Annotated in this window: 22 protein-coding genes; 10 read left to right on the forward strand and 12 right to left on the reverse strand. The window is 69.6% G+C overall.

Going from position 1 to position 24,262, the window contains the following annotated elements:
- Positions 1-9 precede the first annotated feature (9 nt).
- Entirely contained in the window at positions 10-252 is a 243-nt protein-coding gene (locus tag J7E89_RS12170; protein ID WP_214972626.1) for a hypothetical protein, read from the forward strand.
- A gap of 25 nt (positions 253-277) precedes the next feature.
- Here J7E89_RS12170 and J7E89_RS12175 read toward each other — a convergent pair whose 3' ends face one another.
- Complete coding sequence (locus J7E89_RS12175) at positions 278-1,825, reverse strand: PHB depolymerase family esterase (protein WP_251060437.1); 1,548 nt, start codon at positions 1,823-1,825, stop codon at positions 278-280.
- Between the two features lie 437 nt (positions 1,826-2,262).
- On the opposite strand from J7E89_RS12175, the gene J7E89_RS12180 reads away from it, so the two are divergent.
- From J7E89_RS12180 to J7E89_RS12190, 3 genes are all read left to right on the forward strand, one after another.
- A complete protein-coding gene (locus tag J7E89_RS12180; RefSeq protein ID WP_214972629.1) occupies positions 2,263-2,709 on the forward strand; it encodes a subtilase-type protease inhibitor in 447 nt (148 codons plus the stop codon).
- Between the two features lie 510 nt (positions 2,710-3,219).
- Positions 3,220-6,036, forward strand: coding sequence for a carbohydrate-binding protein (locus tag J7E89_RS12185; RefSeq protein ID WP_374196809.1), 2,817 nt, complete (start codon positions 3,220-3,222; stop codon positions 6,034-6,036).
- A 22-nt stretch (positions 6,037-6,058) separates the two neighbouring features.
- On the forward strand, positions 6,059-7,831 hold the full coding sequence (locus J7E89_RS12190; RefSeq protein WP_214972632.1) for a ThuA domain-containing protein: 1,773 nt from the start codon (positions 6,059-6,061) through the stop codon (positions 7,829-7,831).
- Positions 7,832-7,838: 7 nt separating this feature from the next.
- On the opposite strand, the gene J7E89_RS12195 is transcribed toward J7E89_RS12190, so the two are convergent.
- Positions 7,839-9,947, reverse strand: coding sequence for a SpoIIE family protein phosphatase (locus J7E89_RS12195; protein WP_214972633.1), 2,109 nt, complete (start codon positions 9,945-9,947; stop codon positions 7,839-7,841).
- A 167-nt stretch (positions 9,948-10,114) separates the two neighbouring features.
- Between J7E89_RS12195 and J7E89_RS12200 the strand changes: the two genes are divergently transcribed.
- The gene (locus J7E89_RS12200) at positions 10,115-11,074 is read left to right on the forward strand and encodes a DUF3048 domain-containing protein (protein WP_214972634.1); all 960 of its coding nucleotides are present in this window, start codon (positions 10,115-10,117) and stop codon (positions 11,072-11,074) included.
- Positions 11,075-11,094: 20 nt separating this feature from the next.
- Here J7E89_RS12200 and J7E89_RS12205 read toward each other — a convergent pair whose 3' ends face one another.
- The 5 genes from J7E89_RS12205 to J7E89_RS12225 form a co-directional block, all read right to left on the reverse strand.
- Positions 11,095-11,403, reverse strand: coding sequence for an SCO5918 family protein (locus J7E89_RS12205; RefSeq protein WP_214972636.1), 309 nt, complete (start codon positions 11,401-11,403; stop codon positions 11,095-11,097).
- A 215-nt stretch (positions 11,404-11,618) separates the two neighbouring features.
- On the reverse strand, positions 11,619-11,822 hold the full coding sequence (locus J7E89_RS12210) for a cold-shock protein (RefSeq protein ID WP_006604711.1): 204 nt from the start codon (positions 11,820-11,822) through the stop codon (positions 11,619-11,621).
- 682 nt (positions 11,823-12,504) lie between these two features.
- On the reverse strand, positions 12,505-14,145 hold the full coding sequence (locus J7E89_RS12215; protein WP_308315448.1) for an MFS transporter: 1,641 nt from the start codon (positions 14,143-14,145) through the stop codon (positions 12,505-12,507).
- Positions 14,146-14,256: 111 nt separating this feature from the next.
- Entirely contained in the window at positions 14,257-15,594 is a 1,338-nt protein-coding gene (locus J7E89_RS12220; protein ID WP_214972637.1) for a UDP-glucose/GDP-mannose dehydrogenase family protein, read from the reverse strand.
- Between the two features lie 225 nt (positions 15,595-15,819).
- Entirely contained in the window at positions 15,820-15,969 is a 150-nt protein-coding gene (locus J7E89_RS12225; RefSeq protein ID WP_214972639.1) for a DUF6629 family protein, read from the reverse strand.
- 37 nt (positions 15,970-16,006) lie between these two features.
- Here J7E89_RS12225 and J7E89_RS12230 point away from each other — a divergent pair, with 37 nt between their 5' ends.
- Positions 16,007-16,777, forward strand: a complete 771-nt coding sequence (locus J7E89_RS12230) for a YqjF family protein (RefSeq protein ID WP_214972641.1) — start codon at positions 16,007-16,009, stop codon at positions 16,775-16,777.
- On the opposite strand, the gene J7E89_RS12235 is transcribed toward J7E89_RS12230, so the two are convergent.
- From J7E89_RS12235 to J7E89_RS12255, 5 genes are all read right to left on the reverse strand, one after another.
- Positions 16,752-17,846, reverse strand: coding sequence for a glutamate--cysteine ligase (locus J7E89_RS12235; RefSeq protein ID WP_214972643.1), 1,095 nt, complete (start codon positions 17,844-17,846; stop codon positions 16,752-16,754). The two genes, J7E89_RS12230 and J7E89_RS12235, sit on opposite strands and share 26 nt — an antisense overlap.
- An 11-nt stretch (positions 17,847-17,857) precedes the next feature.
- Positions 17,858-18,292, reverse strand: coding sequence for a DUF4383 domain-containing protein (locus tag J7E89_RS12240; protein WP_214972645.1), 435 nt, complete (start codon positions 18,290-18,292; stop codon positions 17,858-17,860).
- A gap of 350 nt (positions 18,293-18,642) precedes the next feature.
- Entirely contained in the window at positions 18,643-18,846 is a 204-nt protein-coding gene (locus J7E89_RS12245; RefSeq protein WP_214972647.1) for a cold-shock protein, read from the reverse strand.
- Between the two features lie 137 nt (positions 18,847-18,983).
- Entirely contained in the window at positions 18,984-19,259 is a 276-nt protein-coding gene (locus tag J7E89_RS12250; RefSeq protein WP_214972649.1) for an isoamylase early set domain-containing protein, read from the reverse strand.
- Between the two features lie 116 nt (positions 19,260-19,375).
- Complete coding sequence (locus J7E89_RS12255) at positions 19,376-20,230, reverse strand: UbiA family prenyltransferase (RefSeq protein ID WP_308315449.1); 855 nt, start codon at positions 20,228-20,230, stop codon at positions 19,376-19,378.
- Between the two features lie 123 nt (positions 20,231-20,353).
- Between J7E89_RS12255 and J7E89_RS12260 the strand changes: the two genes are divergently transcribed.
- The 4 genes from J7E89_RS12260 (at position 20,354) to J7E89_RS12275 (ending at position 24,167) form a co-directional block, all read left to right on the forward strand.
- The gene (locus J7E89_RS12260; protein ID WP_214972651.1) at positions 20,354-21,412 is read left to right on the forward strand and encodes a type III polyketide synthase; all 1,059 of its coding nucleotides are present in this window, start codon (positions 20,354-20,356) and stop codon (positions 21,410-21,412) included.
- A 19-nt stretch (positions 21,413-21,431) separates the two neighbouring features.
- Positions 21,432-21,977, forward strand: coding sequence for an isoprenylcysteine carboxyl methyltransferase family protein (locus J7E89_RS12265; protein WP_214972653.1), 546 nt, complete (start codon positions 21,432-21,434; stop codon positions 21,975-21,977).
- Positions 21,974-22,987, forward strand: a complete 1,014-nt coding sequence (locus J7E89_RS12270; protein ID WP_214972655.1) for an NAD(P)/FAD-dependent oxidoreductase — start codon at positions 21,974-21,976, stop codon at positions 22,985-22,987. The genes J7E89_RS12265 and J7E89_RS12270 overlap by 4 nt, the downstream gene beginning before the upstream one ends.
- A 106-nt stretch (positions 22,988-23,093) precedes the next feature.
- Positions 23,094-24,167 (forward strand): Ku protein, encoded by a 1,074-nt coding sequence (locus J7E89_RS12275; protein ID WP_251060438.1) that lies wholly within the window; start codon positions 23,094-23,096, stop codon positions 24,165-24,167.
- The last annotated feature ends 95 nt before the right edge of the window (positions 24,168-24,262 follow it).

The raw sequence follows: 24,262 nt of genomic DNA on the forward strand, positions 1-24,262 counted from the left end.
CTCACTCCCATGGACCGCCACGAACTGCGGGCCGCGCTGAGCGCGGCGGGAGTGCCCGACGACTACTTCCGCATCGAAGCCGTCCATGAACCGGCTCCCACGCCCCCCGACTTCCTGTACCTGAGGAAGTGCGGTCAGGAGGAGGGCGGGGCGTGGGAGACCGGTGCGTACGAGCGCGGTGTCTACGAGACGGTCACCCGGCATGCGAGCGAGGCCGAGGCCTGTGCGCAGCTACTGCGCCTGCTGACTTGAGCCTGCCGGAGTGGCCCGGGCCCCCTCACTCCCATTCCACCGTCAGGGTGGCCGACGCCCCCGACTTCAGGAACACGTACGCCGTGGTGGCGGGCGGGGATGCCAGGCGCAGACGTACCTGCGTGGTTCCCGTGTCGTTCACCGCCGTGAAGTCGGTCGACGTCTGCGCGCCGGATGTGAACCGGCCGATCTCCGCCACTTCGGACGCCGACGCGACGGCGCTCCAGTCGTCGGCGCCCGTCGTGCAGGCGGCGCCGAAGCAGTCGGACCTGACGTCCAGGACCATACGGTTTCCGGCCGCCCACGGATCACCGCTGCCGTCGGCGTACGTCACGCTGACGTAGGCGCGCTTCACGGCAGCCCCGTCGGGGACGGACGAGGTGTCGAACGAGAGCAGCGCGCGGTTGTGCTGCCCGTCCGCGCCCCTGCCGACTGCCACTCCGTACGTGCCCTCCAGCGTGCCGACGGCGGGTCCGACCCCGGTCGCCGACGCCTTCACGTAACCGTCGTCCGCGGCCCGGCTCGGCACGACCACCGTTTTCGCGCCGCCTCCCGGGGGTGGTGTTCCGCCGCCGCTGAGGCCCCAGAACTGGCCGATGCGGTACGAGGCGCACAGGTTGACGTCGAGTATGTACGCGCCCGCGGTGCCGCACTGCTCGGCGCCCGCTCCGGGGTCGACCGGCTGGCCGTGGCCCATGCCGGTGATCGAGTACGTCTCGACCACCGGCCGTCCGGCGCTGTCGCGGTACACGGCGTGCGGGTAACCGGCCACGGTGTCCGTGGTGTCGGCCGTGGTGTCCGCGGCATGGACATTGGTCCACTGTTCGACTGTCTCGGTCATGTTGGCGGGCACGACCGTCGTGTCGCTCGTGCCCTGCCAGACGGAGACGGCCGGCCACGGGCCCGCGTAACCGGGATACGCGGCGCGGACCTTGTCGCCCCATGCGGCGGGCGGGAGGTTGGTTCCGGGGCTCATGCAGGTGTAGGCGGCCGCGACGGTGGTGGCGCAGGCGTACGGCAGGCCGGCCACGGGTGCTCCGGATGCGAAGACGTCGGGGTACGCGGCCAGCATGACGTTGGTCATGGCCGCGCCGGCGGACAGCCCGGTGGCGTGCACGCGGGCGGGGTCGCTGCCCAGGTCGGACTTCATCCGGTCCGTCATCTGCTTGATCGACAGCGCCTCACCGGAACCACGCTTGATGTCCGCCGATTCGAACCAGTTGAAGCAGGAGTTGAGGTTGTTGCCCGACTGCTGCTGCGGCAGCAGGAGCGCGAAGCCCCAGCGGTCGGCCCAGGTCGTCCAGCCGGTCTCCGTGTCGAACGCGGCGGCCGACTGCGTGCAGCCGTGCATCGCCACGACGAGGGGCCGACCGGCCGGCAGGCCGTCCGGGACGTACCGGAACATCCGCAGGTTGCCCGGGTTCGTTCCGAAGCCGGTGACCTCGGTGAGCGAGGCGGCCCGGGCCGCGGGCGCGAAGGTGGTCCAGTCGGCGCCGAGCAGCGTGGCGAGCAGTGCCAGCAGCACGGTGACGGCCGAAAGTCTCATCTTCGTACGGGGTGGATCTGTGCGCATGGCGGCTCCTCCAAGGGTCTCCCCCCGTACGTCCGGAATGACGGACCGTAGCGCCGCTCGTACACAACACAGGACGGGGCGACGCCACCGTCAATCACCACGCGCGGTGTGGTCCGGACACGTTGCCGTCCGCCGCGAATCCCATCCGGAAGCGATGCTTTCCAGTCGAAGCAGCGTAAGTGAGGAATGAACCACTTACTCATGAGTGCAGGTCAGACGGTCGTTTTGCGTTGTACCACTGACGCATGTCCACATGACGGACGCCCCGTCGGGTGGCACGCATACCGCCCCCGAGCTGCCCGAACGACCATTCGGTCTCCCCCGCCCGACCGGGGGAGGCCGGAATGAGTTGATCAGTGTGCACTCACTGTCCGCATCAGCAACACTCCTCAGCGCAACACCCCCGCAACTTATCCGCAATCAGAGGAGAGTCATTCATGCGTCACCTCCGGAACACGCTCGGCGCCATCGGGGCGGCCACCGTCCTCGCACTGACGGGCGCCGCCACCGCGAGCCCGGCGCAGGCGCAGCCGACCGGGACGACCAGCCTCTACGCGCCGTCCGCCTTAGTGCTCACCGTGGGTACGGGCGAGGAAGCCGGCACGGCGACTGTCGGGCGCGCGGTGACCTTGACCTGCGCACCGACGCCCGGCGGCACCCATCCGTCGCCCGTGGCCGCCTGCGCCGAACTCCACGATGCCGGCGGCGAGTTCTCCGGCGTGATCGACACGGCGCCGCGGCGGAGCTGTACGCGCGAGTGGGACCCGCTCGTGATCACCGCCCAGGGCGTGTGGCAGGGCAAGCAGGTCTCCTGGTCGACCACCTTCGGCAACCGGTGCCTGATGGAGGGCGGCCTGGCAGAAGGTGCGCTGTTCGCCTTCTGACCGTGTCGTTCCCACCCACGAGGAAGCCCCGACTGGTCGGGGGAAACCAGCCGGGGCGGCAAGGGTGTGAGGAGGTGAGGCCCGGGGACGGACGCTGTCCCCTCCGTACTCACATGTACTTGAACGGCCAACCACTCCCGGACGTTCCATTCCTCCCCCGTAACCGGGCGTGATGTGCACCACCGACCGGCGCCATGCGGAAGCCCCGCGTGGCGCCGGTTTCGCGTCCAGGGCGAGGACCTCGCGGGCGACGACAGCTTGATGCCGCACCACTGACGCGCTTTGTCCTGTGCGCGGAAGAAGTTGCGAAAGCTGGTGCGAAAGGGGTTACGCGACGGGACCGAGCCCGCTAACTTCCCTGAAATGAACCGGACGTGAATGCGTGACCGGTGACCTTTCCGGCGCGACGGCGCGCGCCTGGCTCCCCCCGGCAGGACTCCCATCCTGGTCCGCCGGACACCCCCACCCCTTCGGGAGACTTCTGTGCGCAAAAAACCGTTCAGACCCCGTGTGTTCCCAGCGCTCCTGCTCACAGCGTTACTCACCGCCGGATTCCTGGCGCCCGCAGGCTCCGCCTCCGCCGTCCCCCGGGACGCGGACCGAAGTACCGCGAAGGCAGCCGCGGCCGAAGAGTTCCAGCAGGTCACACTCGCCAAGGGCGTCGCGGAAACCGGCGAGCCGATGACGATGGCGGTCCTCCCCAACCGCTCCGTCCTGCACACCTCGCGCGACGGCACGCTGCGTCTCACGGACGCGGCGGGCACAACAAAGATCGCGGGCAAGCTCGACGTCTACAGTCACGACGAGGAAGGCATCCAAGGCATCGGCGTCGCCTCGAACCGCCAGGTCTACCTCTACTACGCTCCCAAGCTCAGCACCCCGGGCGGGGACGCGCCGGGCGACGGTACGGCTGGGGACTTCACCCCCTTCGACGGCGTGAACCGGCTCTCCCGCTTCTCCCTCACCGCCGACGGAACCCTGGATCTCGCCAGCGAGAAGAAGATCCTCGACGTACCGGCATCGCGCGGAATCTGCTGCCATGTGGGCGGTGACATCGACTTCGACGCGCAGGGCAACCTCTACCTCACCACCGGAGACGACTCGAACCCCTTCGCGTCCGACGGCTACACGCCGATCGACGAACGCGCCTCCCGCAACCCGGCGTACGACGCCCAGCGTTCGGCGGGTAACACCAATGACCTGTGCGGCAAGGTACTGCGTATCAAGGTGAACGCGGACGGCTCGTACTCCACCCCCTCGGGCAACCTGTTCGCGCCCGGCACCGCGAAAACCCGCCCGGAGATCTACGCCATGGGCTTTCGCAACCCGTTCCGGATGAGCGTCGACAAGGCCACCGGCACGGTGTATCTCGGCGACTACGGACCCGACGCCGGGACGGCGAGCGCGGCACGTGGCCCCGCCGGGCAGGTCGAGTTCAACCGCATCACGAAGGCCGGCAACTACGGCTGGCCGTACTGCACCGGCAAGAACGACGCGTACGCCGACTACAACTTCGCCACCGGCACATCGGGCGCGAAGTTCGACTGCGCCGCCCCGAAGAACACATCGCCCCGCAACACCGGACTCACCGACCTGCCCCCGGCCCAGCCCGCCTGGATCCCGTACGACGGCGGCTCGGTACCCGAGTTCGGCAGCGGCTCCGAATCCCCCATGGGCGGACCGGTCTACCGTTACGACGCCTCCTCCACCTCCGACGTGAAGTTCCCCCAGAGCTACGACGGGAACTTCTTCGCCGGGGAGTTCGGCCGTAAGTGGATCAAGCGGATAGCGCAAGGAAGCGACGGAACCGTACAGTCCATCAACGCCTTCCCCTGGAACGGCACCCAGGTGATGGACATGGCCTTCGGCCCCGATGGCGCCCTGTACGTCCTGGACTACGGCACCGGTTACTTCAACGGTGACGCGAACTCCGCGCTGTACCGCATCGAGCACATCACCGGCGGCCGCTCCCCCGTCGCGCAGGCCAAGGCCGACCGCACCTCCGGCAAGGCGCCGCTCGCCGTCGCGTTCTCCTCGGCCGGCAGTTCCGACCCGGACGGCGACCCTCTCAGCTACGCGTGGAAGTTCGGCGACGGCGGCACATCGGCCGCCGCGAACCCCTCCCACACGTACACCGTCAACGGCCAGTACACCGCCGAGCTCACCGTCTCCGACGGCACCGGCAAGAGCACCACCGCCTCCGTGCAGGTGACTGTCGGCAACACGGCACCGACCGTGAAGCTGGAGCTGCCGGTGGACGGGCGCATCATCGACCCCGGCGCGGCCGTCCCGTACAAGGTGACCGTCACCGACCCGGAGGACGCCTCCATCGACTGCTCCAAGGTGAAGATCACCTTCATCGTCGGGCACGACAGCCACGGTCACCCACAGACCTCCGCGACCGGCTGCTCCGGCACCGTACAGACCATCGCGGACGGCGAGCACGACCCCAACGCGAACATCTTCGGCGTCTGGGACGCGGAGTACACCGACAAGGGAGCGAACGGCCAGCCCGCCCTGACCACCCACGCCCAGCACATCAGCCAGCCCAGCCACCGACAGGGCGAGCACTACGGCGACTCGTCGGGCGTCCAGGTCGTCAGCCACACTCCGGCCCACGGCGGAAAGACGGTCGGCCACATCGACAACGGCGACTGGATCTCCTTCAAGCCGTACGCCCTCGACGACGCCACCCGTTTCACCGCGCGGGTCGCCTCCGCGGGCATCGGCGGCACCATTGAGGTACGGGCGGGCTCCCCCACCGGCACCGTGCTGGGCACGGCGACGGTGCCCCTGACGGGCGGCTGGGAGACGTACCAGGAGGTCAGCACCGCGCTGACCAACCGGCCCGCCGGTACGACAACGCTGTACCTCGTTTTCAAGGGCGGCCTCGGCGCGCTCTTCGACGTCGACGACTTCCGCTTCACCACGGCGGGGGCAGGTCCTCGGACGGGTGAGGTGAAGGGTGTGAACGGCAAGTGCCTGGACGTCGCCGACGGTTCGTCCGCCGACGGGACGCAGGTCCAGCTGTGGACCTGCAACGGCAGCGGCGCCCAGCAGTGGACGCTGCTCGGCGACGGCACACTGCGGGCCCTGAGCAAGTGCCTGGACATCAGCGCCGGCGACACCGCCGACGGAACCAAGATCCAGCTGTGGACGTGCAACGGCACCGGCGCGCAGCAGTGGGCGCCCCAGGCCGACGCGACCGTACGCAACCCGCAGTCCGGCAAGTGCCTCGACGCCGAGGGCGGCACCTGGAACGACGGCACGCGAGCCCATCTGTGGACCTGCCACACCGGCCCGAACCAGAAATGGACCCTGCCGTAGCAGGAGAGGAGGCGTAACCGATATGCGTACCACTCTCACCAAGGCCGGCTGCCGGCTCGCCGGAGCGCTGCTCTGCGTGGCTGCCGCGCCCGGTGTGGCCGCGAGCGGCGCACAGTCTCCGGACGAATCCCCTCGCACCCCCGCCCGGGCTGCGGCCGCTGCCGCGGCTGATCCGGCGTACAAGGTCCTCGCGTTCTCCAAGACGGCGGGCTTCCGTCACTCGTCCATCGCCGCCGGCCATGCCGCCCTGCGCGATCTCGGCGGCGCGAACAATTTCACCGTGGACGCCACGGAGGACTCCGCGGCCTTCACCACCGCCAACCTGGCGCAGTACAAAGCCGTGGTCTTCCTGTCGACGACCGGGGACGTGCTGAACGGCACGCAGCAGACGGCGTTCGAGCAGTACATCAAGGGCGGTGGCGGCTACGTCGGCATCCACGCGGCCGCCGACACGGAGTACGACTGGCCCTTCTACGCCGGTCTCGCCGGAGCCCTGTTCCACTCCCATCCCCACAACCAGACGGCGACGGTCAAGGTGGAGGACCGCGCCCACGACGCCACCGCCCATCTCGGCGCCACCTGGCAGCGCTTCGACGAGTGGTACAACTACCGCACCAACCCCCGTACGACGGCCCACGTCCTGGCCTCGCTCGACGAGTCCAGCTACTCGGGCGGCAACATGTCCGGCGACCACCCGATCTCCTGGTGCAAGGGCTACGAGGGCGGCCGGGCGTTCTACACCGGCGGCGGTCACACCGACGAGTCGTACACCGAAGCGGCCTTCCGCAGGCACCTGCTGGGTGGCATCCGGTGGGCGGCGGGCATGACGGAGGCCGACTGCCGTCCGGAGACCGGGTACACACCGCTTTTCGACGGTACGGGCACGACCGGCTGGAAGCAGGCCGGACCCGGTTCGTTCACGCTGGCCAACGGCACGCTCACGTCACAGGGCGGGCTCGGGATGCTGTGGTACTCCGCCAAGGAGTTCACCGGCGACTACTCCCTCAAGCTCGACTGGCGCATGGACGGTGACGACAACTCCGGGATCCTGGTGGGCTTCCCGGCGTCCGACGACCCCTGGTCGGCGGTCGACCACGGGTACGAGATCCAGATCGACGCCACTGACACCGCCGACCGGACGACAGGGTCCGTGTACGGGTTCAAGTCCGCCGATGTCGCCGCCCGCGACGCCGCGCTCAACCCGCCCGGCGAGTGGAACACGTACGAGATCCGCGTGACGGGCGAACGACTGGAGGTCTTCCTGGGCGGCCGCAAGGTGAACGACTTCACCAACGCCGACCCCGCCAGGAGCCTGCGCCAAGGGCACATCGGAATCCAGAACCACGGCGCCGACGACCAGGTGTCCTTCCGTAACGTCCGCGTCAAGACATCCGGCGGTACGCCGCCCGGTCCGCAGCCGGGGGAGGTCAAGGGCGTCAACAGCAAGTGCATGGATGTCGCCGGCGGCGCGACCGGCGACGGCACCCAGATCCAGCTGTGGACCTGCAACGGTGCCAACGCACAGGAATGGACCCGGCCCGGCGACGGCACGTTCCGGGCGCTGAACAAGTGCCTCGACGTGAGCGGTGGCGGGAGCGCCGACGGGACGAAAATCCAGCTGTGGACCTGCAACGGTACCGGCGCGCAGCAGTGGGCGCCCCAGGCCGACGCAACCGTACGCAACCCTCAGTCGGGCAAGTGCCTCGACGCCGAAGGCGCCACCTGGAACGACGGCACCCGCATCCATCTGTGGAGCTGTCACACCGGTCCCAACCAGAAATGGGTGCTGCCCTGAGTGGTAGTCAGGACTGATCACCCTGCGCGGTCATGACCGTGGCCCGGGCGATGAGCAGCGCCACGTCGTCGTGGTCTCCCGGCTGGCGCAGGGCGTGCAGCAGCAGGTCGCACGTCTCCTCCAGTGACCTCGGAGGGTCGGTGAGGTGGCTGAGGAGCGTGTCCAGACGTACATCGATGGCCCGGTCACGCGTCTCGACCAGGCCATCGGTGTACAGGACCAGCCGGTCGCCCGGAGACAGGTCGAGCGTGGTGGTGTGGAAGGTGACTTCACCGACGCCGAGCGGGGCGCCGGTGGGCAGGTCCAGCAGTTCGGGGGGCCGGCCGGGGCGTAGCAGAACGGGCGGCAGGTGCCCGGCGTTGGAGATGAGGCACTGGGCCTGGTGCGGATCGTAGACGGCGTAGATGCACGTGGTGATGGGCTGCCCCATGCGGTCGGTGATGCGGTCGAGGTGGTGCAGCACCTGGGCCGGCTCGAGGTCGAGTTCGGCCAGGGTGCGGGTGGCGGTGCGCAGTTGGCCCATCATGGCGGCGGCGCTGATGCCGCTGCCCATCACATCGCCGACGACGAGCGCGCTCTTGTCGCCCGTCAGCGGGATGACGTCGAACCAGTCGCCGCCCACTTCGTCGGCCGCCTGCGCGGGCTGGTAGCGGCTGGCGATCTCCAGGCCCGGCTGGTCCGGTGGCTGCTGGGGCAGGAGGCTGCGCTGGAGGGTGAGGGCGGTGTTGCGTGCCTGGCGGTACCAGCGGGCGTTGTCGATGCACACCGCCGCCCGCGCCGCGAGTTCGCCGGCCAGGACCTCGTCGTCGGCGGTGAAGGGTTCCGGGTTACGGGTGCGCTTGAGGTCGAGGGCACCCAGCACTTTGCCGCGCGCGATCAGCGGCACGGCCAGATAGGAGTGCAGTCCGGCGGTGGCCAGGAGCGCGGCGGCTTCGGGGCTGCGGGCGATGGACGGCAGGTCGTCGCCGCTCACGTGGGACACGCGGACCGGGCGGCCGGTGTTCACGCACTGGGTGACGAGCCGGTCGGCCTCGTACCGGGCGACGTCACCGGGTGGGTCGGCCGCTCGTACCGCCTCGTTGGGGTACGCGCTGGCCACGGCGAGAGCACGGAAGACGGCGGGCCCCGAGGTCGCGGCGGAGCGGCCGTTCAGGACGCTGTCGAGTACGTCGACGGCCGCCACGTCGGCCAGTTGTGGCACCGACACATCCGCCAGCTCACGAGCGGTCACGTCGAGGTCGAGCGTGGTGCCGATGCGAATGGAGGCATCGGCCACGAGCGCGAGGCGCTGGCGGGCCTGGGCGGCCTCGATGGTGGCGCGCCGCCGCTCGGTGACGTCCACGACGGAGGTGGCTACCCCGAGCACCTTCCCGTTGGACGCCTCCAGCCGGTAGAAGGACACCGACCAGACGTCTTCACGGTCCGGGGCGGCCGGGGTACGCCCGACGGATTCCCGGTCGAGGATCGGCACGCCGGTGGCGAGAACCTCACGCATCGAGGCCTCGATGGACTCGGTGTCCAGGAAGGGCAGGGCCTCGTGGACTTTACGCCCGACATGTTCGGCAGCGGACAGCCCGTTGATGCGTTCGAGTGCTGGATTGACAGTGACGTACCGCAGGTCGGTGTCCACGACCGCCAGGCCGATCGGGGACTGGGACACCAGTCGGGTGGACAGGGCGAGGTCGCGCTCCACGCTTCGCAGCGTGGCCTGGTCGGTGGCCAGGCCCAGGGCGTAGAGATCTTTCCGGTCGTCCTCCAGCCGCATGTTGCGGAACTCCACCAGCCGGGTGCTGCCGTCCCTGTGGCGCATGGGAAAGACTCCAGCCCAGCCGGACGCTCCCCCTCCTCCTGCCTTGCCGGCCATGACCTGCTCGAACAGTCCGTTCACCAGCTTCAGGTGCTGCTCCTCGACCAGCAGCCGGCCCGCGTACCGGCCGAGCGCCTCGTCGGCGGAGTAACCGAACAATTCCTCGGCCTGCGGGCTCCACAGCACGATCCGCCCCTCCGCGTCCAGCACCACGGCAGCGACGCTCAGCAGATCCAGCAGGCCCCCCGACGCTGACGAAGCACCCCCCGGCTGGTCAGGGTGGGCAGGGACGGGTTCGGTTGCGCGCATCCCGGGCTCCTTCCGCCCGCCGCCGTTATCTCCCATCGTCTCTCTACCCACGATGGGCCCGCATCCCCTGCCCTACGCGAGGTTAGGGCACTTATTGCCGGTACATGACAGACCAGTGGCGACACCGCGTGATGATTGATGTGGGACGACTCGGAAGGGTGGCAGCCATGCACGCAGCCGGCGCGAAGAGATCAGCCACAACCTCACTCGCCACGCTGGCGCTTTTCATCGTGACGGCGTGCTCAGGCGGGGGAGGAAGCGGAGTCGGCGGGCAGGGGACCACTCCCCCGCCGGACGACCGGGTCTCGTCCAGTGCCCGCGTTCTGGCGGTGAAGATCGACAACGTCGCGCCGGCCCGGCCGCCGACGGGGCTGGACAGGGCGGACATCGTCTACGTGGAGCAGGTCGAGGCCGGCCTCAGCCGCATCCTCGCCATTTATTCGTCCGATGTGCCGTCCGTCGTCGGCCCGGTGCGCAGCGCCCGCGAGACGGACCTGGAGCTGCTGCGCCAGTTCGAGCGGCCCACGCTCGCCTACTCCGGCGCGCAGAGCAGGCTCACGCCGCTCATCGAGGCAGCGCCGCTGAACCCGTTGCCACCCTCGAAGGATCCGGACGCGTACTTCCGCAGCAATGACCGGCCGGCGCCGCACAACCTGTATCTGCGGCCCGGGAACATACCCCACGCCGGCTCCGATACGAATGCCGCCGAGGGCATCGGGCTGCGCTTCGGACCGGCGCCCTCCGGTGGCAAACCCGTCAGCGAGCAGACGGTCCGCTATCCGGCTGCGCGCTTCGCCTTCACGTGGTCCGCAGACCAGAAGCGATGGCTGGTGGAGATGGACGGCGCACCTGCCCGCACGGCTGACGGGGGGCGGCTGGCCGCGGCCACGGTCGTCCTGCAGGAGGTCACCGTACGCCCGTCGCTCTTCAGGGACCGGTCCGGCAATACGTCACCGTTCACCGAGACCGTCGGCTCGGGATCCGCGACCGTCCTGCGCGAAGGCAAGGCGTACGACGCCGAATGGGCAAGGGACACCGCCGAGTCCCGGACCGCGTTCACGACCCCGGGCGGCAAGCGCATGACGTTCGCCGCGGGCCAGATATGGATCGTGTACGTCGCGCGCTGAGCCCTCTTCACTGTCCGGTCTCAGACGCGTTCCGGCGCTCCGAGCAGTGCCGACGCGGTCTCCAGGGGAGTCAGGACGGGAGGTTCGGCCGGCGTGGGTACGGCGCGGCAGGTGAAGCCGAGGCGGGTCAGCGCCCTGGTCACCTCACTGGCACTGAAGTCGCGGCGGTCCTGGCCGGTGATCACTTCGCCCACCTGCTTGACGGGGTAGTGACGACGGCCGATGATCACGGACTCGCCGGTGACGGGTTCGGGCTTGATGCCCTTCATCGACTCCTGCACGTCGCTCTTGATCAGATCGAAGGGGAAACGGGCGATGACGCAGCGCATAATGCCTCAGCAAGGTTGAAGAGAGCCGGAAATGGTTGACGTCCTCACGGACGGCATGAAGGACGAACTGAGGCTTGTGCGGCACGGCGAGCCAAGAAAATACAAAATGAAGCAGGACCGCCGGTAATCGGCCACGGCAATACGTCCTCAAAAATGCAACGAGCTGGGGCCCGCACCCCAAGGTGCGGGCCCCAGCTACGCCGTACGCTTCAGCGTCAGGCGGGAACGATGTTCTCGGCCTGCGGGCCCTTCTGGCCCTGCGTGACGTCGAAGTTCACCTTCTGGCCCTCCTGCAGCTCGCGGAAGCCCTGGGCGGCGATGTTCGAGTAGTGAGCGAAGACGTCAGCGCCGCCGCCCTCCTGCTCGATGAAGCCGAAGCCCTTTTCCGCGTTGAACCACTTCACGGTGCCAGTAGCCATGTCATATCTCCTTCGGGGCAGTGCCCGGAACCGCACTGTGCGGACCCGGTGTCGCGCGATGATCGCCCCTCCGGAAAAAGCACCGGAAATATAAAAGTGCACCCGTCGACGCGAACGCCGACAAGAGCACTTGAAGTCTTTGGGAACCACAACTGCAACTGATATTCACCGTAGCACGACTTGGGCACGGGAGGGCGGCAAGTAATATCATTTCGCCCGGAATCCCTTAAACCCTCGTTGCATATCGCACTATTTTCTATGCTGGCGGCCACAGATATTCGCCGGGCACATGGAGGGGCCCCGGTGCGTCCGGCACCGGGGCCTTAGGGGTTCAACACCATCTATCGGCGCTTGGCGCCGACTCTTGTTCTTCCGCATGTCCGCCGGGGAGGCCGGAGATGCGGGGATTTTGGATGCCTAACCGGGGACCACCTTCCAATCCGGGGTCTGCGGTACCTGAGGGACCTGGTTCCTCACTCAGGTGATCCTGATGGCGTCTGCTCCTCCCTTGCTGATCAATTCCGGTTCACTGCCCTTCATGCGGTGCCGTTGCACCGCTGGCGCGGTCGTCGCTGCCGCACTGAGCTGACTTTGTTGGCTACGTCAGAAACTCTAATCACCGAGAACCCGGATGTCTACCATCACCACGATAGATATTCGTGCGGCGAGCCCGCCGCCCGGCTCACGGCAAGGACGACAGCTCCTCGTCGCGGCCGGAGGCGTACGCCCAGATCATGTGGCGTACGTGCGGCTTGGAGCCGGGACGGATCAGCGCCATGGCCCGGGCCTCCAGCTCCTGGTCCCACTTGTTCCCGCGCTCCATGATCAGGCGCAGATGCTCCCGCTCCGAGCCGACGGTGAACGTCTCCAGGAAGAGCGTCGGATCCGCCATGTCCTCGAAAAGCCCCCACATGGACGCGCCCGTACGCCGACGCGACTTGCCCACCGGGCGCATCGCCTCGATGAACGCCTCGGCATTCTCCGGGTCCACCCGCCACTCGACGGTGACCAGAACCGGCCCCGCGTCCCGTCCCGGCATCGCGACGTCGGGTACATCGGCCCAGACCTGTGCCGGGCGCACGTCGACCGGCTCGGACGGCATGGGAAGCGGCCGCATGCTCACCAGCGTGGTCACCAGCAGGCCGATGCCCGACACCACGAACGCGGTGCCCACGCCGAGCCAGTCGGCGGCCATGCCCCACCCCACACCGCCGATCGCCTGGCCGCCCATGAAGACCAACTGGTAGTAGGCGAGACCGCGGGTCCGCGCCCACGCGGGCAACAGCACCTGAGCGGAGGCGGAGAGCGTCGACAGGACCGCCACCCACGCCAGGCCGGACACGATCAAAGCGGCGGCGACGCCGAGCGCGTACGGCACCAGGCCGATCGCCGCCATCGTCGCCGCGTAGACCACCATGGCGCCCGTCACCAGCGTGTTCGTCTTCACGTGCGGCCGGATCGACGGAAGCAGCAGCGCCCCCAGGACAGCCCCCAGGCCCACGCTGGCGAGCAACAGCCCGTAGCCGCCGGCGTCGAGACCGAGTGGCCCCCTGGCAATCGTCGGGAGCAGAGCCCACAGACCTCCGGCGAAGATCATGAAGAGTCCCGAGCGGCCGATGACCGCCCCGAACAGTGGCGCGCTGCGGACGTACCGGGCACCCGCCCGGATGGCGTCACGGATGTGCTCCGAGCCGAGCGGCCTGTGGGTCGCCGGGCGCTTCCAGGTGTACAGCACCACGAGAACGCCGAGGAAGGACAGCGCGTTGAGGGCGAACGTGGCCTCGGGTCCCGTGGCGGCGATCATCGCGCCGCCGAGAGCGGGACCCGCGGCCCGCGCCACATTGCCGTTCGCACTGTTGAGCAGGGCGGCCTGCGGGATCTCCTCACGGCTGACCAGCTCGGGCTGAATGGCCTGGAAGGAGGAGATACAGAACGCCTCACCCACCCCCATCAGCGCGGTCAGCCCGAGGAGCAGCCCCTGAGTCGCCGCACCGGCAGCCGTCACGCCGGCCAGCCCCGCCGCGCCGAGGAACATCAGAAGCTGCCCGCCGAGCAGCAACCGTCGTTGATCGAGGATGTCCCCCAGCGCCCCGGCGGGCACCACCAGCACGAAGACCGGCAATGTCGTGGCCGTCTGCACCAGGGCGACCTCGAAGGCGCCGCCGCCGAGGTCACCCATCAGCCACTGGGCTCCGACGGTCTGCATCCAGGTGCCCAGGTTGGCCGCCAGTTGGGCGATCCACAGGGCTCGGAACACCGGTCGGCGCATGGGTGCCCACGCCGAGGGTTCCGGGCCCCAGTCCCCGGCAGGTGACTGCTTCACCTGAACGCTCTCCTCATCATCGGAGTCATGGAGCTGTCCACGCCCTATTTGATAAGGGATGTTATTGCCCGATACGCCCCAGTTCGGTGCAGTTGCGTCCGCGCCGTCGCCTCACGCCTCCAGTTGCGGCTCGGCGGTCGCGGTCGTGGCCGGCGTGGGGATCCTGGTGCCGATGCTCCGGTACCGGATGGGAAGGCCGGCCATCCGCTCGGGAGGCAGGCAGTTCTTGCCGTCGATGAGCAGGCGCGGCTCGGCGAGTCGCGAGGACAGCTGCTGCCAGTCCGCCTCGATGGCCTGTGGCCATTCGGTCAGCAGGACCACGGCGTGTGCGCCGGTGAGCGCGTCGGGCAGGTCCGCGACGGTATCCGCGGCCGGGAAGAGCCCGGCGACGGCCGCGGCGTCGGTGGCCGGATCCCAGACCCGTACACACGCTGCTTCGCCGAGAATCGCCGGGACGACGCTGCGGCTGGGAGCGGCCCGCAGATCGTCGCTCCAGGGCTCGTAGCGCACGCCGAGCACGGCGATCGTCGCGTCACGCAGGGCAACGCCGAGTTCGGTGCGCAGAATCTGCAGGGCCAGGCCCGCCTGCGCGTCGTTGACAGCGATCGTCGCTTGCAGCAGGGGAGCCGGTATACCGACACTGCTCGCCCAGTGGGCCAGGGCGGCCGTGTCCTTCGGCAGGCAGGAGTCGCCGTAGCCCAGGCCGGGCTGGAGGAAGGCGTGTCCGATGCGGGGGTCGTAGCCGACGCCCTGCAGGACGCGGTCGACGTCGATGTCGGGCCCGCAGCACATCCGGGCGATCTCGTTCGAGAAGCTGATCTTCATGGCGAGGAAGGTGTTGCTCGCGTATTTGATCATCTCGGCGCTGGTGGGGGTTGTGGCCACCCATGGACTGGCCACACCGGCGTACAGCTCACGCAGCGCCCGTAGGCTGTCGTCACTCCAGGTGCCGGCGACGACCCGGGCGGGGACGGCCCAGTCCTCCAGGGCACTGCCCTGATTGAGGAACTCCGGGTTGTACGCGTAACGCTCGCGCAGCCAGGGGCGCGCGTCGGCCAGTCTGCTGCTGGTGCCGGGCGGCACGGTGGACTTGAGCACCACCTGGGGTACGGGCAGCAGATTCCCGACCTCGTCCAGCACAGCGCTCACCTGGGACAGGTCCGCGGCCCCGTCAGGTCCGGGCGGCGTACCCACGGTGATCAGCACGATGTCGAAGGGCGTCCGCCGATGGCTCTCCGCCAGCCCGCCGACGAACCGCAGCCTCCCGGTGGCCAGCGCGGCAGCCAGTTGCTGGGGCAGGCCGGGCTCGAAAACCGGCGCCTGGCCGGCGTTCAGCATGCGCAGCCGGCCCGGGTCCTGCTCGACGCCGGTGACGCTGTGCCCCTGCAGGGCCAGCGCGACGGCACCCGTCAGTCCGACGTAACCCTGTCCGACGACTGCTACTCGCATCACCAACCACCTCCTCTTCGCGGCAGTGCACCGACAGCCCTGGCTGGCGCCCGGCGGCGCTCGTCAGGAAGAGGGCTGGGAAAACACCTCGAAGCCCTGTGGAATTCGCCCGCGTCTCGCGTGGCAGGAAGCAACTCGGCAGACAAGTGCTGACGTCTGCTTCCCTCATAGCACCCCAACAGAGCCGTGATCGCATCCGGTGCGAGTCGCCCGCTGTTGTGCCGGTCAGGCGGCCGGGATGCGTGCGGCCCGTCGTCGTACCCAGCCGAGCAGCAGGCGCCGTTGGGTGCGCGGCGGCGCGGCGCACAGCACGCCCACCGGCGCCCAGAGCGCCGGCAGCGGCAGGACACCGCCGCCTACGTCATGCGCTGCCACTCGCCTCGGGCTACTGACGCGGGGGCAAGATAGGGACATGGGTGAGTGCGTGGTCTCCGCCGAAGCGGAGCAGCACCTTCGGCTGCTGGTGCTGCGGGCCGCCTGGTTGAACCAGGCGTTCGTGCACTGGCGCTACCGGCCCGCCGACGTTCAGGCGCTGCTTCCCGGCGGACTGACGGCAGACACCTACGACGACTCGGCCTGGGTCACCCTCTCGCCGTTCGTGATGGCCGATGTACGCCCCGCAGGTGTGCCCCCTCCCGCCCCCGCGGCAGGCAGCTTCCTGGAGACGAATCTGCGGACGTACGTCCGAGGGCCCGGCGGGCGTCAGGCCCTGTGGTTTCTGACCATCGAGGTGTCCACCGCGGCCATGCTGGCCGCGAGGGCCATGGGTGCGCCGTACCACTCGGGCTCGCTGACGCTCCGGCGCGACGACAGCACGTACTTCTACGCCGGCATGCGTCACGGTGGCGGAGCCTCGTACCGCCTGGCTGTACGACGCGGTGAACCCGTCACGGCGCCTTCGGAGCGCGACGTATGGCTCACTACCCGGTGGCACGCCTTCACGCGCCGCGCCGGTCTGATCTGGGACACGCCGGTCGAGCACCGGCCGTGGCCCCTTCATACCGGCACGGTGGAGAACCTGGCGCAGTCGCTGACCACGGCAGTCGGTCTGCCCGCACCCACCGGCGAACCCTTGGTGCACTTCTCACCAGGCGTGACGCCGGTACGCATCGGGGTTTCCCGTCCGCGCTGGCGCGAAGCCCGTATCGCCCACGACGTCACTGCGGTGCCCCCTGCATCGTGACCAGATCGGTCAGCGCGCGCACGCCGCCCTCGGCCAGAGCACGGCGCTGCAGATCCGCGGAGGTGCCCTGCTGCAACAGCCGATGGACCAGGGAGGTCACCTCCCGTGCGTCTCCGGATTCCTCCAGAGCGGGTCCGATGTGGTCCATCAGCCGGCAGAGCACATCGCCCGCGCTGCGCAGTTTGCCGTCGGGGTCCACCAGCGAACCGCTGATGCCGTCACGTGCGGCATACCAGTTCGCGCCGTGCAGCAGTTCCGGCGCGCACACGGTCAGCGGCACGCCGGCCTTCTCGTCGCTGACGGCTGTCGCGACCAGAGCGCGCACGATCCCCGCGAACATGACGGCATCATCAGCCCTGAGCTGCACGTCCATGCACCGCACCTCGACCGTGGGGTACTTGTCCGAGAGCCGGGCCTGCCAGTAGATCTGACCGGGGTCGCTGATGATCCCGGCCGCCAGTAGCCCCTGGACCCGCCGCTCATGGTCGGCCAGATCGGCGAAATGCGGCGGAGGCCCGCTGACCGGCCACCGGCCGAAGATCACGGTGCGCCAGCTGGAGAACCCGGTGTCGTGGCCGTCCCACAGTGGCGAGTTCGCCGACATGGCCACCAGCACGGGCAGCCACACCCTGATCCGGTTCAGGACAGCGACGCCCATCTCCGGATCGGACACGGCAGCGTGTACGTGCATGCCGTTGACCAGCTGCTCCGCGACGAGTTGCGGAGCCTGGGCCTGTATGGCGAGATAGCGCGGGTGCCTGGTCACCGGAACCGGCGCCACCTCTCGGAACGGCGCCGTCGCACAGGTGGCGAGCCGGCATCCGAACTCTTCGGCCGCGGCGCCGACCGCGTGGCGCAGCCGCAGCAGATGACCGCCGACCTCCTCGAGCTCGCTGCAGATCGGCGTGGCGATCTCGACCTGTGCCTGCAGCAGCTCGCTCTGGACCTCCTGCCGGTCCACCACCGGCTCCAGAGCGGACGATCCGCGCACCTCTTCGGCCAGCGGCACCGGCAGGCCCGTATCCGGGTCGAGCAGGAAGTACTCCTCCTCGACCCCCACAGTGATCACGCCGGCCCCGGTTACCGGCCCGCGCCGGCTCGGGGGCGGCGGGTGAGGAGGATGCCGAGGGCGATCATGGCAACGCCCAGAGCGAAGTGCAGCCAGTTGTCGGCCGTGTTGAGCGGCACGAAGTTGGCCGAGCTGTCATGGTCGATGAACAGTCCGTACAGCCACAGCGCCAGGTAGATGACACCACCACCGATGAGGAAGTTACGGGCGGTGAGCGGGGCGCGGGCCATGGCCACACCGGCGATGCCGAACAGCAGGTGCACGATGTTGTGCAGTACTGACACCTGGAACAGGCCGAGCAGCTTGGCCTCGGAGTCGTGCTCGGCGAACTTCAGCGTGTCGTAGTCGGTGGTGATCCCGGGGATGAAACCGAGGACGCCGACCAGCAGCGCTGCCTGTTGCACAGGGGTCCGGGCGATTGACGCCGTACGGTGCTGAGCGCTCATTACCGCACTTCTTTCTCCTGAGGGCAGCCCGCTGGGCCGCCCGATCGGTCCCAGTACTGAGCAGCCTGTACCCAGTCCTTTCGCGGTTAGCCGGTCCACTCGATCGGGCGCTCTTCTGCCGGTGCCGGGCCGCTCACCAGCGGGCGCGGGCATGCCTGACACCATCACGACGACCGTGGCTGTCGGGGAAAGTCTCCGCACCGACGGGCATACGGCTACCGCGATTACGACGAGTTGAGCATAATCCGCGCCGCCACGGTCCGCTATCCGGCGAAAATGAGCCGATCCCGGCACAGGCCGGAGCCCTGCCCCGAGGCCGACGCTTCAGGGGCAGGGCAATGAGTCGTGCCTCAGGTGCGGTTGACCCGCTCCGCCTGCGGCCCCTTGGGCCCCTGGGTGACCTCGAACTGGACCTTGTCGCCCTCCGCGAGCTCCTTGAAGCCGGAGCCCTCGATCGCGGAGTAGTGGACGAACACGTCCGGGCCGCCGCCGTCCTGCTCAATGAAGCCGAAGCCCTTGTCGGCGTTGAACCACTTCACAGTGCCTGTTGCCATCAGTTCAATCCCTATCCCATGCCGCGGCGCGGCCCACGCCGCGCCGGCCGCAGCCCCGTCGTGACTCCGGTTCCTGAACCATGCCATCCGCAGTCGGCTCCGTCGGTGAACTCACCGCTCGCCGAAGCGGCGCGTCGTCAGGTGTGGACGATGCTGTTGTGACCGTCCTGGTCGTCGGCGTGGCCGTCGTTGAACCAGTAGTCACCGTGGGCGAGGTAGCGGAAGCCGTAGCGCTGTTCCTTCGGGAGCGTGACGGTGACGGAACGCGTACCGTCGGGCCGTTCGGTGAAGGGGTGCGCTCCCGGCTCCCAGTCGTTGAAGTCGCCGACTACGCTGACCTGCCCGCAGGCTTGGCCGGCCGGGATGACGAAGGTGATCTCGGTGTGCTTCTTACGTCGGCTGCGCTCCAGCATCGCTGAACCTTTCCTCGGGGGAGTGACTCAGGATCCCCACCCCATAGCCCTTCGAGCACGTCTTGTTGCGCCGACAGCCCCGCCCGTCGCCCGTATGGACGCAGGCGCGCGCCGCGTCAGGTGACGGCCGCGCCCTGCCGGAGCAGCATCGCGACATCGACCGCCGCGACGACGATCGCAGCCAGGAACGGCAGCCTCGGGCGCCGGCGGCCCAGCAGCGCGCCGCCGACAGCGAGGACGAGAGCCACGGACACAGCGGTTGCCCCGGCGGTCCCGGCAGGGCCCGGCCGGGCGAACGCCAGCAGCGCGGTGGCCGTCACGAGCGGCACCGGCAGCAGCAGGCGCGCCCGGGCGGGACCCAGTCGCTGGGGCCAGCCGCGTACGCCGGTGGCCAGGTCGTCGCCGATGTCCGGGAGCACGTTGGCCAGATGCGCGCCGACGCCGAGCAGCGCCGCCGAGACGACGATCCACCAGGGAGGCCAGGGCCGCCCCTCCAGCCCCAGCGAGACGAAGGAGGGAAGTGCGGCGAACCCGACGGCGTACGGCAGCCAGGACAGCGCGGTCGCCTTCAGGCCGAAGTTGTATGCCCAGGCCGCGGCGACCCCGACGAGGTGGACCGTACCGGCGAGTAGTCCGTACGCGAGGGACAGCGGTACGCACAGGGCCACGGCGGTGAACGCCGCCCCGCGTACGGCGGTGACGCCGACCGAGCCGGCGACCACGGGTTTGGTACGCCGCCCGACGGCGGAGTCACGCGCGGCGTCGACGGCGTCGTTGCTCCAGCCGACGGACAGCTGTCCCGTGAGCACCGCGGCGGCCACCAGCAGGCACCCGGCCGCGTCCTGCCCGCAGGCCACCACCAGCGCGGTCATCAGGAGACTGACCGCGACGGTCGGGACCGGGTGGCATGCCCTCAGAAGCCCGCTCGCCGACAGCGGGCGACGCCTCACAGCGACAACGTCAGCGTCCACGCGCCCATGCTAGGCAGCCGCGCGCAGCCGCCGCCGGACGAGCGACATGGCGTGTGGCGTCGGTGAGCGCGGGCACTCATTGCAAGGTCCCCGCAGGTCCCCCGCCCCGACTTCGGACCCCAGATGACCCGGATCGCAGCTGTTCACGGAGCTCTCGCTCCGCACCGGCACGCCCAACGCGAGATCACGGACATGGTCGCCGGGGTGTGTCTGCCCGAGGGAAGTGACCGCCGGGTTCTCGACCGGCTCCATGACAGCGCGAAGGTGCGCAACCGCCATACGGCGCTACCCCTCGACGCGTACGCGGGGCTCCGCGATTTCGGCGCGGTCAACGACGCCTTCATCGAGGGGGCGGTGAGCCTCGGCGCCGAGACCGTCGGCGCGGCGCTCGACACGGCGGGGCTTTCCCCGCGCGATGTCGACCTCCTGATGTTCACGTCGGTGACCGGCATCGCCGCGCCTTCGGTGGACGCGCGTCTCGTGGGGCCGCTCGGGCTGCGGCCGGACATCAAACGCGTCCCCGTTTTCGGCCTGGGCTGCGTGGCGGGCGCGGCCGGCATCGCGCGCCTGCACGACTACCTGCTGGGCCGTCCCGACGACGTAGCCGTGCTGCTGTCCGTGGAACTGTGCTCGCTCACGTTCCAGCGCAGCGACGCCTCACAGGCCAATCTCATCGCCACCGCGCTGTTCGGGGACGGCGCCGCGGCCGTGGTCGCGTGCGGGGCCCGCCGGTCGGCGGGCGCGGAGGGACCGGCTGTGGTGGACACGCGCAGCCATCTCTACCCGGACAGCGAGCATGTGCTGGGGTGGGACATCACCGGCTCGGGCTTCCGCGTCGTACTCGACGCCAGTGTCTCCGATGTCGTACGCAAGAACCTCGCCGCGCAGGTCGACGATTTCCTGGTCGATCATGGTCTGCGCCGGGAGGACATCACTGCCTGGGTGTGTCATCCCGGTGGGCCGAAGGTGCTCGAAGCGGTCGAGGACGCGCTCGAACTGCCCGTCGGCGCGCTCGACGTCACCTGGAGGTCCCTGGCGGCCGTGGGCAACCTCTCGTCGGCCTCGGTGCTCCACGTCCTGCGCGACACCCTCGCCGAGCGCCGCCCGCCGGCGGGCACCGCCGGACTGCTGCTCGCCATGGGGCCGGGGTTCTGCTCCGAACTCGTCCTGCTCCGCTGGTAGTCGGGAGGGAGAGGAATTCATGCTCTGGTACGCCTTGCTGGTCCTGGCGGTCGGCGTGGAACGCGTCGCCGAACTCGTGGTGGCCCGCCGCAACGGACGGTGGAGCCGGGCCCGCGGCGCCGTCGAGGCGGGTCAGCGGCACTATCCGGTGATGGTCGTCCTGCACACCGGGCTGCTGGTCGGCTGTGTGACCGAAGTCCGTTGGGCGGGGCGGCCGTTCGAGCCGGTGCTGGGCTGGGCCATGGTCGCTGTCGTGGTGGCCGCGCAGGCACTGCGCTGGTGGTGCATCCGCACGCTGGGGCCGCGGTGGAACACCCGCGTGCTGGTCGTGCCGGGCCTGCCCCTGGTGGCGGGCGGACCGTACCGGTGGCTGACTCACCCCAACTACGTGGCGGTGGTGGCCGAAGGGCTGGCCCTGCCCCTGGTGCACGGCGCCTGGCTGACCGCCCTGCTCTTCACCGTCCTCAACGCGGCGCTGCTCACCGTACGGATCCGCTGCGAGAACGAGGCGCTCGGACTCGCTCCGCGGCGCACGGCCGGCAGCGGCGCGGGGGCGGCACTGTGATCGACCTGCTCGTGGCGGGCGGCGGGCCGGCCGGGCTGGCCACCGCCATCCACGCGGCGTCGGCCGGTATGGAGGCCGTGGTGATCGAACCGCGCAGCACGCCGGTGGACAAGGCGTGCGGTGAGGGGATCATGCCCGGCGGCGTGCGGGCGCTGGAAGGACTGGGCGTACAGGTCGGCGGCCACGCGCTGCGCGGTATCCGCTACGTCGACGGGCTCCACCGGGCGCAGGCACTCTTCAGCGACGGTCCGGGCCTCGGTGTACGGCGTACGGAGCTGCACGCGGCGCTGGCCCGGCGGGCGGCCGAAGTCGGCGTCGTGGTCCTCAGCGGCCGAGTCGGTGAGGTGCGGCAGAGTGCGGACGCGGTGAGCGCTGGGGGGCTGCGCGCGCGCTGGCTAGCGGCCGCGGACGGCCTGCACTCGCCGCTGCGCCGCTCGCTCGGCCTGGATCTGCCCAGCCGCCGGCTTCGGCGGTTCGGGCTGCGACAGCATTTCCGGGTCAGTCCGTGGACGGACTTCGTCGAGGTGCACTGGTCCGTCTTCGGCGAGGCGTACGTGACACCGGTCGGCGACGGCCTGGTCGGAGTGGCCGTGCTGAGTACGGCGAGGTGCGGCTTCGGCGCGCACCTGGCCCACTTCCCGCGGCTTTGCCGGCTCCTGGACGGGCCCGCCGCCGGCCCGGTGCGGGGCGCGGGCCCGTTGCGCCAGCGGGCTCGCCGTCGTACCGCCGGGCGGGTGGTGCTCGTGGGCGACGCGGCGGGCTACACCGACGCCCTCACCGGTGAGGGCGTCGCGCTGGCGCTGGCGTCGGCCGAAGCGGCTGTGCGGTGCCTGCGGGCCGGACGGCCGCAGGCGTACGAGCGGTACTGGCGGCGGCTGTCCCTGCGGCACCGCCTGCTGACCGAAGGTCTCGTACGGATGAGCGGTCACGCGGCCCTCGCCCGTCTGGTCGTACCGGCGGCGGCCAGGATGCCTTCGGTCTTCTCAGCGGCCGTCCGTGCGCTCCAGTGACGCTGGTGCCGGACGCGCCGTAAGGCAGCCAACTGACCGGACTGGGCGGGCGCTGCCCCGATGCCGTCGGCCGGGATGCGCATCGCGGCGGGCGGGGGTGCCATGGATGCAGAAGGAGGTGGCGGTTGCCATGGCGCGTCCGGTGTGGAGTGGTGCTCTGACGTTCGGTTTGGTGTCCCTGCCCGTACAGATGTTCACCGCGACAGACAGCCACACTGTCCACTTCCATCAGCTTCAGCGCGGAACGTCGGACCGGGTCCGCAACAAACGGGTGAACGAACGCACGGGCGACGAGGTCCCGCTGGACGAGATCGTCAAGGGCTACGACGCGGGGGACGAGTACGTACTCATCGAGCCCGGCGAGCTGGAGGACATCGCTCCGGGCCGCTCCCAGGCGGTGGAGATCAGCGGGTTCGTGGACCTTGAGCAGGTCAAGCCGATCTTCTTCGACAAGACGTACTACCTGGCTCCCAAGGGCAAGGAGTACGCGAAGATCTACGCCCTGCTGGAGAGGGCTCTGGCCCAGGCGGACAAGGCCGGGATCGCCACGTTCGTCATGCATCGTCAGTACCTGGTTGCCGTGAAGGCCGAGGGCGGCCTGCTGACACTGCACACGCTGCACTGGGCCGACGAGATCCGGAATCCGCGCGAGGAGATCGGCAGCCTGCCCGAGAAGAGCGACGTCACGAGCCGCGAGCTGAAGATGGCCGAGCAGCTCATCGAGACGCTCAGCATGGAGTGGAAGCCGGAGGAGTTCCACGACACCTTCCAGGAACAGGTGAGGAAACTCATCGAGGCCAAGCGCACCGGCGAGTCGGTCGAGAAGGCGGAGCCCCCGGCGCAGGCCACCAACGTGGTCGACCTCATGGAGGCGCTGCGGGCCAGCGTCGACCAGGCCAGGAGCCCGAAGGACCGGGGCAAGGGCAAGTCGGCCGCCGGCGACGCCCCCGTCGCCCGGATCAAGGACGCCGCCGACAAACGCCGGGCCGGCCGTGCGGCGAAGCCCAAGCCCAAGCCCGAGGCCGAGAAGAAGGCTTCGTCGCTCGATTCTCTGACCAAGGCTGAGCTGTACCAGCGCGCCACGGATGCCGGTGTGCCCGGCCGTTCCTCCATGACGCGCGAAGAGCTCATCAAGGCCCTCAGCGGCAAACGGGGGCAGCGCAAGGCCCAGGCCTCCTAGTCGTGGGCATCCGTCGGGCGGTACCTCTCGCGAGCCGGTGAGTTCGCGGCATTAAGACCCTCGCGCGGGGCAGAGGCAAAGAAACCGCAACGCGG

The sequence above is a fragment of the Streptomyces sp. ISL-100 genome, from assembly GCF_018614615.1.
GTDB lineage: Bacteria > Actinomycetota > Actinomycetes > Streptomycetales > Streptomycetaceae > Streptomyces.

Bases quoted from the DNA above. Each gene is read 5' to 3' on its own strand.
- J7E89_RS12170 (WP_214972626.1), top strand. From the start codon at position 10: ATGGACCGCCACGAACTGCGGGCCGCGCTGAGCGCGGCGGGAGTGCCC.
- J7E89_RS12175 (WP_251060437.1), bottom strand. From the start codon at position 1,825: ATGCGCACAGATCCACCCCGTACGAAGATGAGACTTTCGGCCGTCACC.
- J7E89_RS12180 (WP_214972629.1), top strand. From the start codon at position 2,263: ATGCGTCACCTCCGGAACACGCTCGGCGCCATCGGGGCGGCCACCGTC.
- J7E89_RS12190 (WP_214972632.1), top strand. From the start codon at position 6,059: ATGCGTACCACTCTCACCAAGGCCGGCTGCCGGCTCGCCGGAGCGCTG.
- J7E89_RS12195 (WP_214972633.1), bottom strand. From the start codon at position 9,947: ATGCGCGCAACCGAACCCGTCCCTGCCCACCCTGACCAGCCGGGGGGT.
- J7E89_RS12200 (WP_214972634.1), top strand. From the start codon at position 10,115: ATGCACGCAGCCGGCGCGAAGAGATCAGCCACAACCTCACTCGCCACG.
- J7E89_RS12205 (WP_214972636.1), bottom strand. From the start codon at position 11,403: ATGCGCTGCGTCATCGCCCGTTTCCCCTTCGATCTGATCAAGAGCGAC.
- J7E89_RS12210 (WP_006604711.1), bottom strand. From the start codon at position 11,822: ATGGCTACTGGCACCGTGAAGTGGTTCAACGCGGAAAAGGGCTTCGGC.
- J7E89_RS12220 (WP_214972637.1), bottom strand. From the start codon at position 15,594: ATGCGAGTAGCAGTCGTCGGACAGGGTTACGTCGGACTGACGGGTGCC.
- J7E89_RS12230 (WP_214972641.1), top strand. From the start codon at position 16,007: ATGGGTGAGTGCGTGGTCTCCGCCGAAGCGGAGCAGCACCTTCGGCTG.
- J7E89_RS12240 (WP_214972645.1), bottom strand. From the start codon at position 18,292: ATGAGCGCTCAGCACCGTACGGCGTCAATCGCCCGGACCCCTGTGCAA.
- J7E89_RS12245 (WP_214972647.1), bottom strand. From the start codon at position 18,846: ATGGCAACAGGCACTGTGAAGTGGTTCAACGCCGACAAGGGCTTCGGC.
- J7E89_RS12250 (WP_214972649.1), bottom strand. From the start codon at position 19,259: ATGCTGGAGCGCAGCCGACGTAAGAAGCACACCGAGATCACCTTCGTC.
- J7E89_RS12260 (WP_214972651.1), top strand. From the start codon at position 20,354: ATGACCCGGATCGCAGCTGTTCACGGAGCTCTCGCTCCGCACCGGCAC.
- J7E89_RS12265 (WP_214972653.1), top strand. From the start codon at position 21,432: ATGCTCTGGTACGCCTTGCTGGTCCTGGCGGTCGGCGTGGAACGCGTC.
- J7E89_RS12275 (WP_251060438.1), top strand. From the start codon at position 23,094: ATGCAGAAGGAGGTGGCGGTTGCCATGGCGCGTCCGGTGTGGAGTGGT.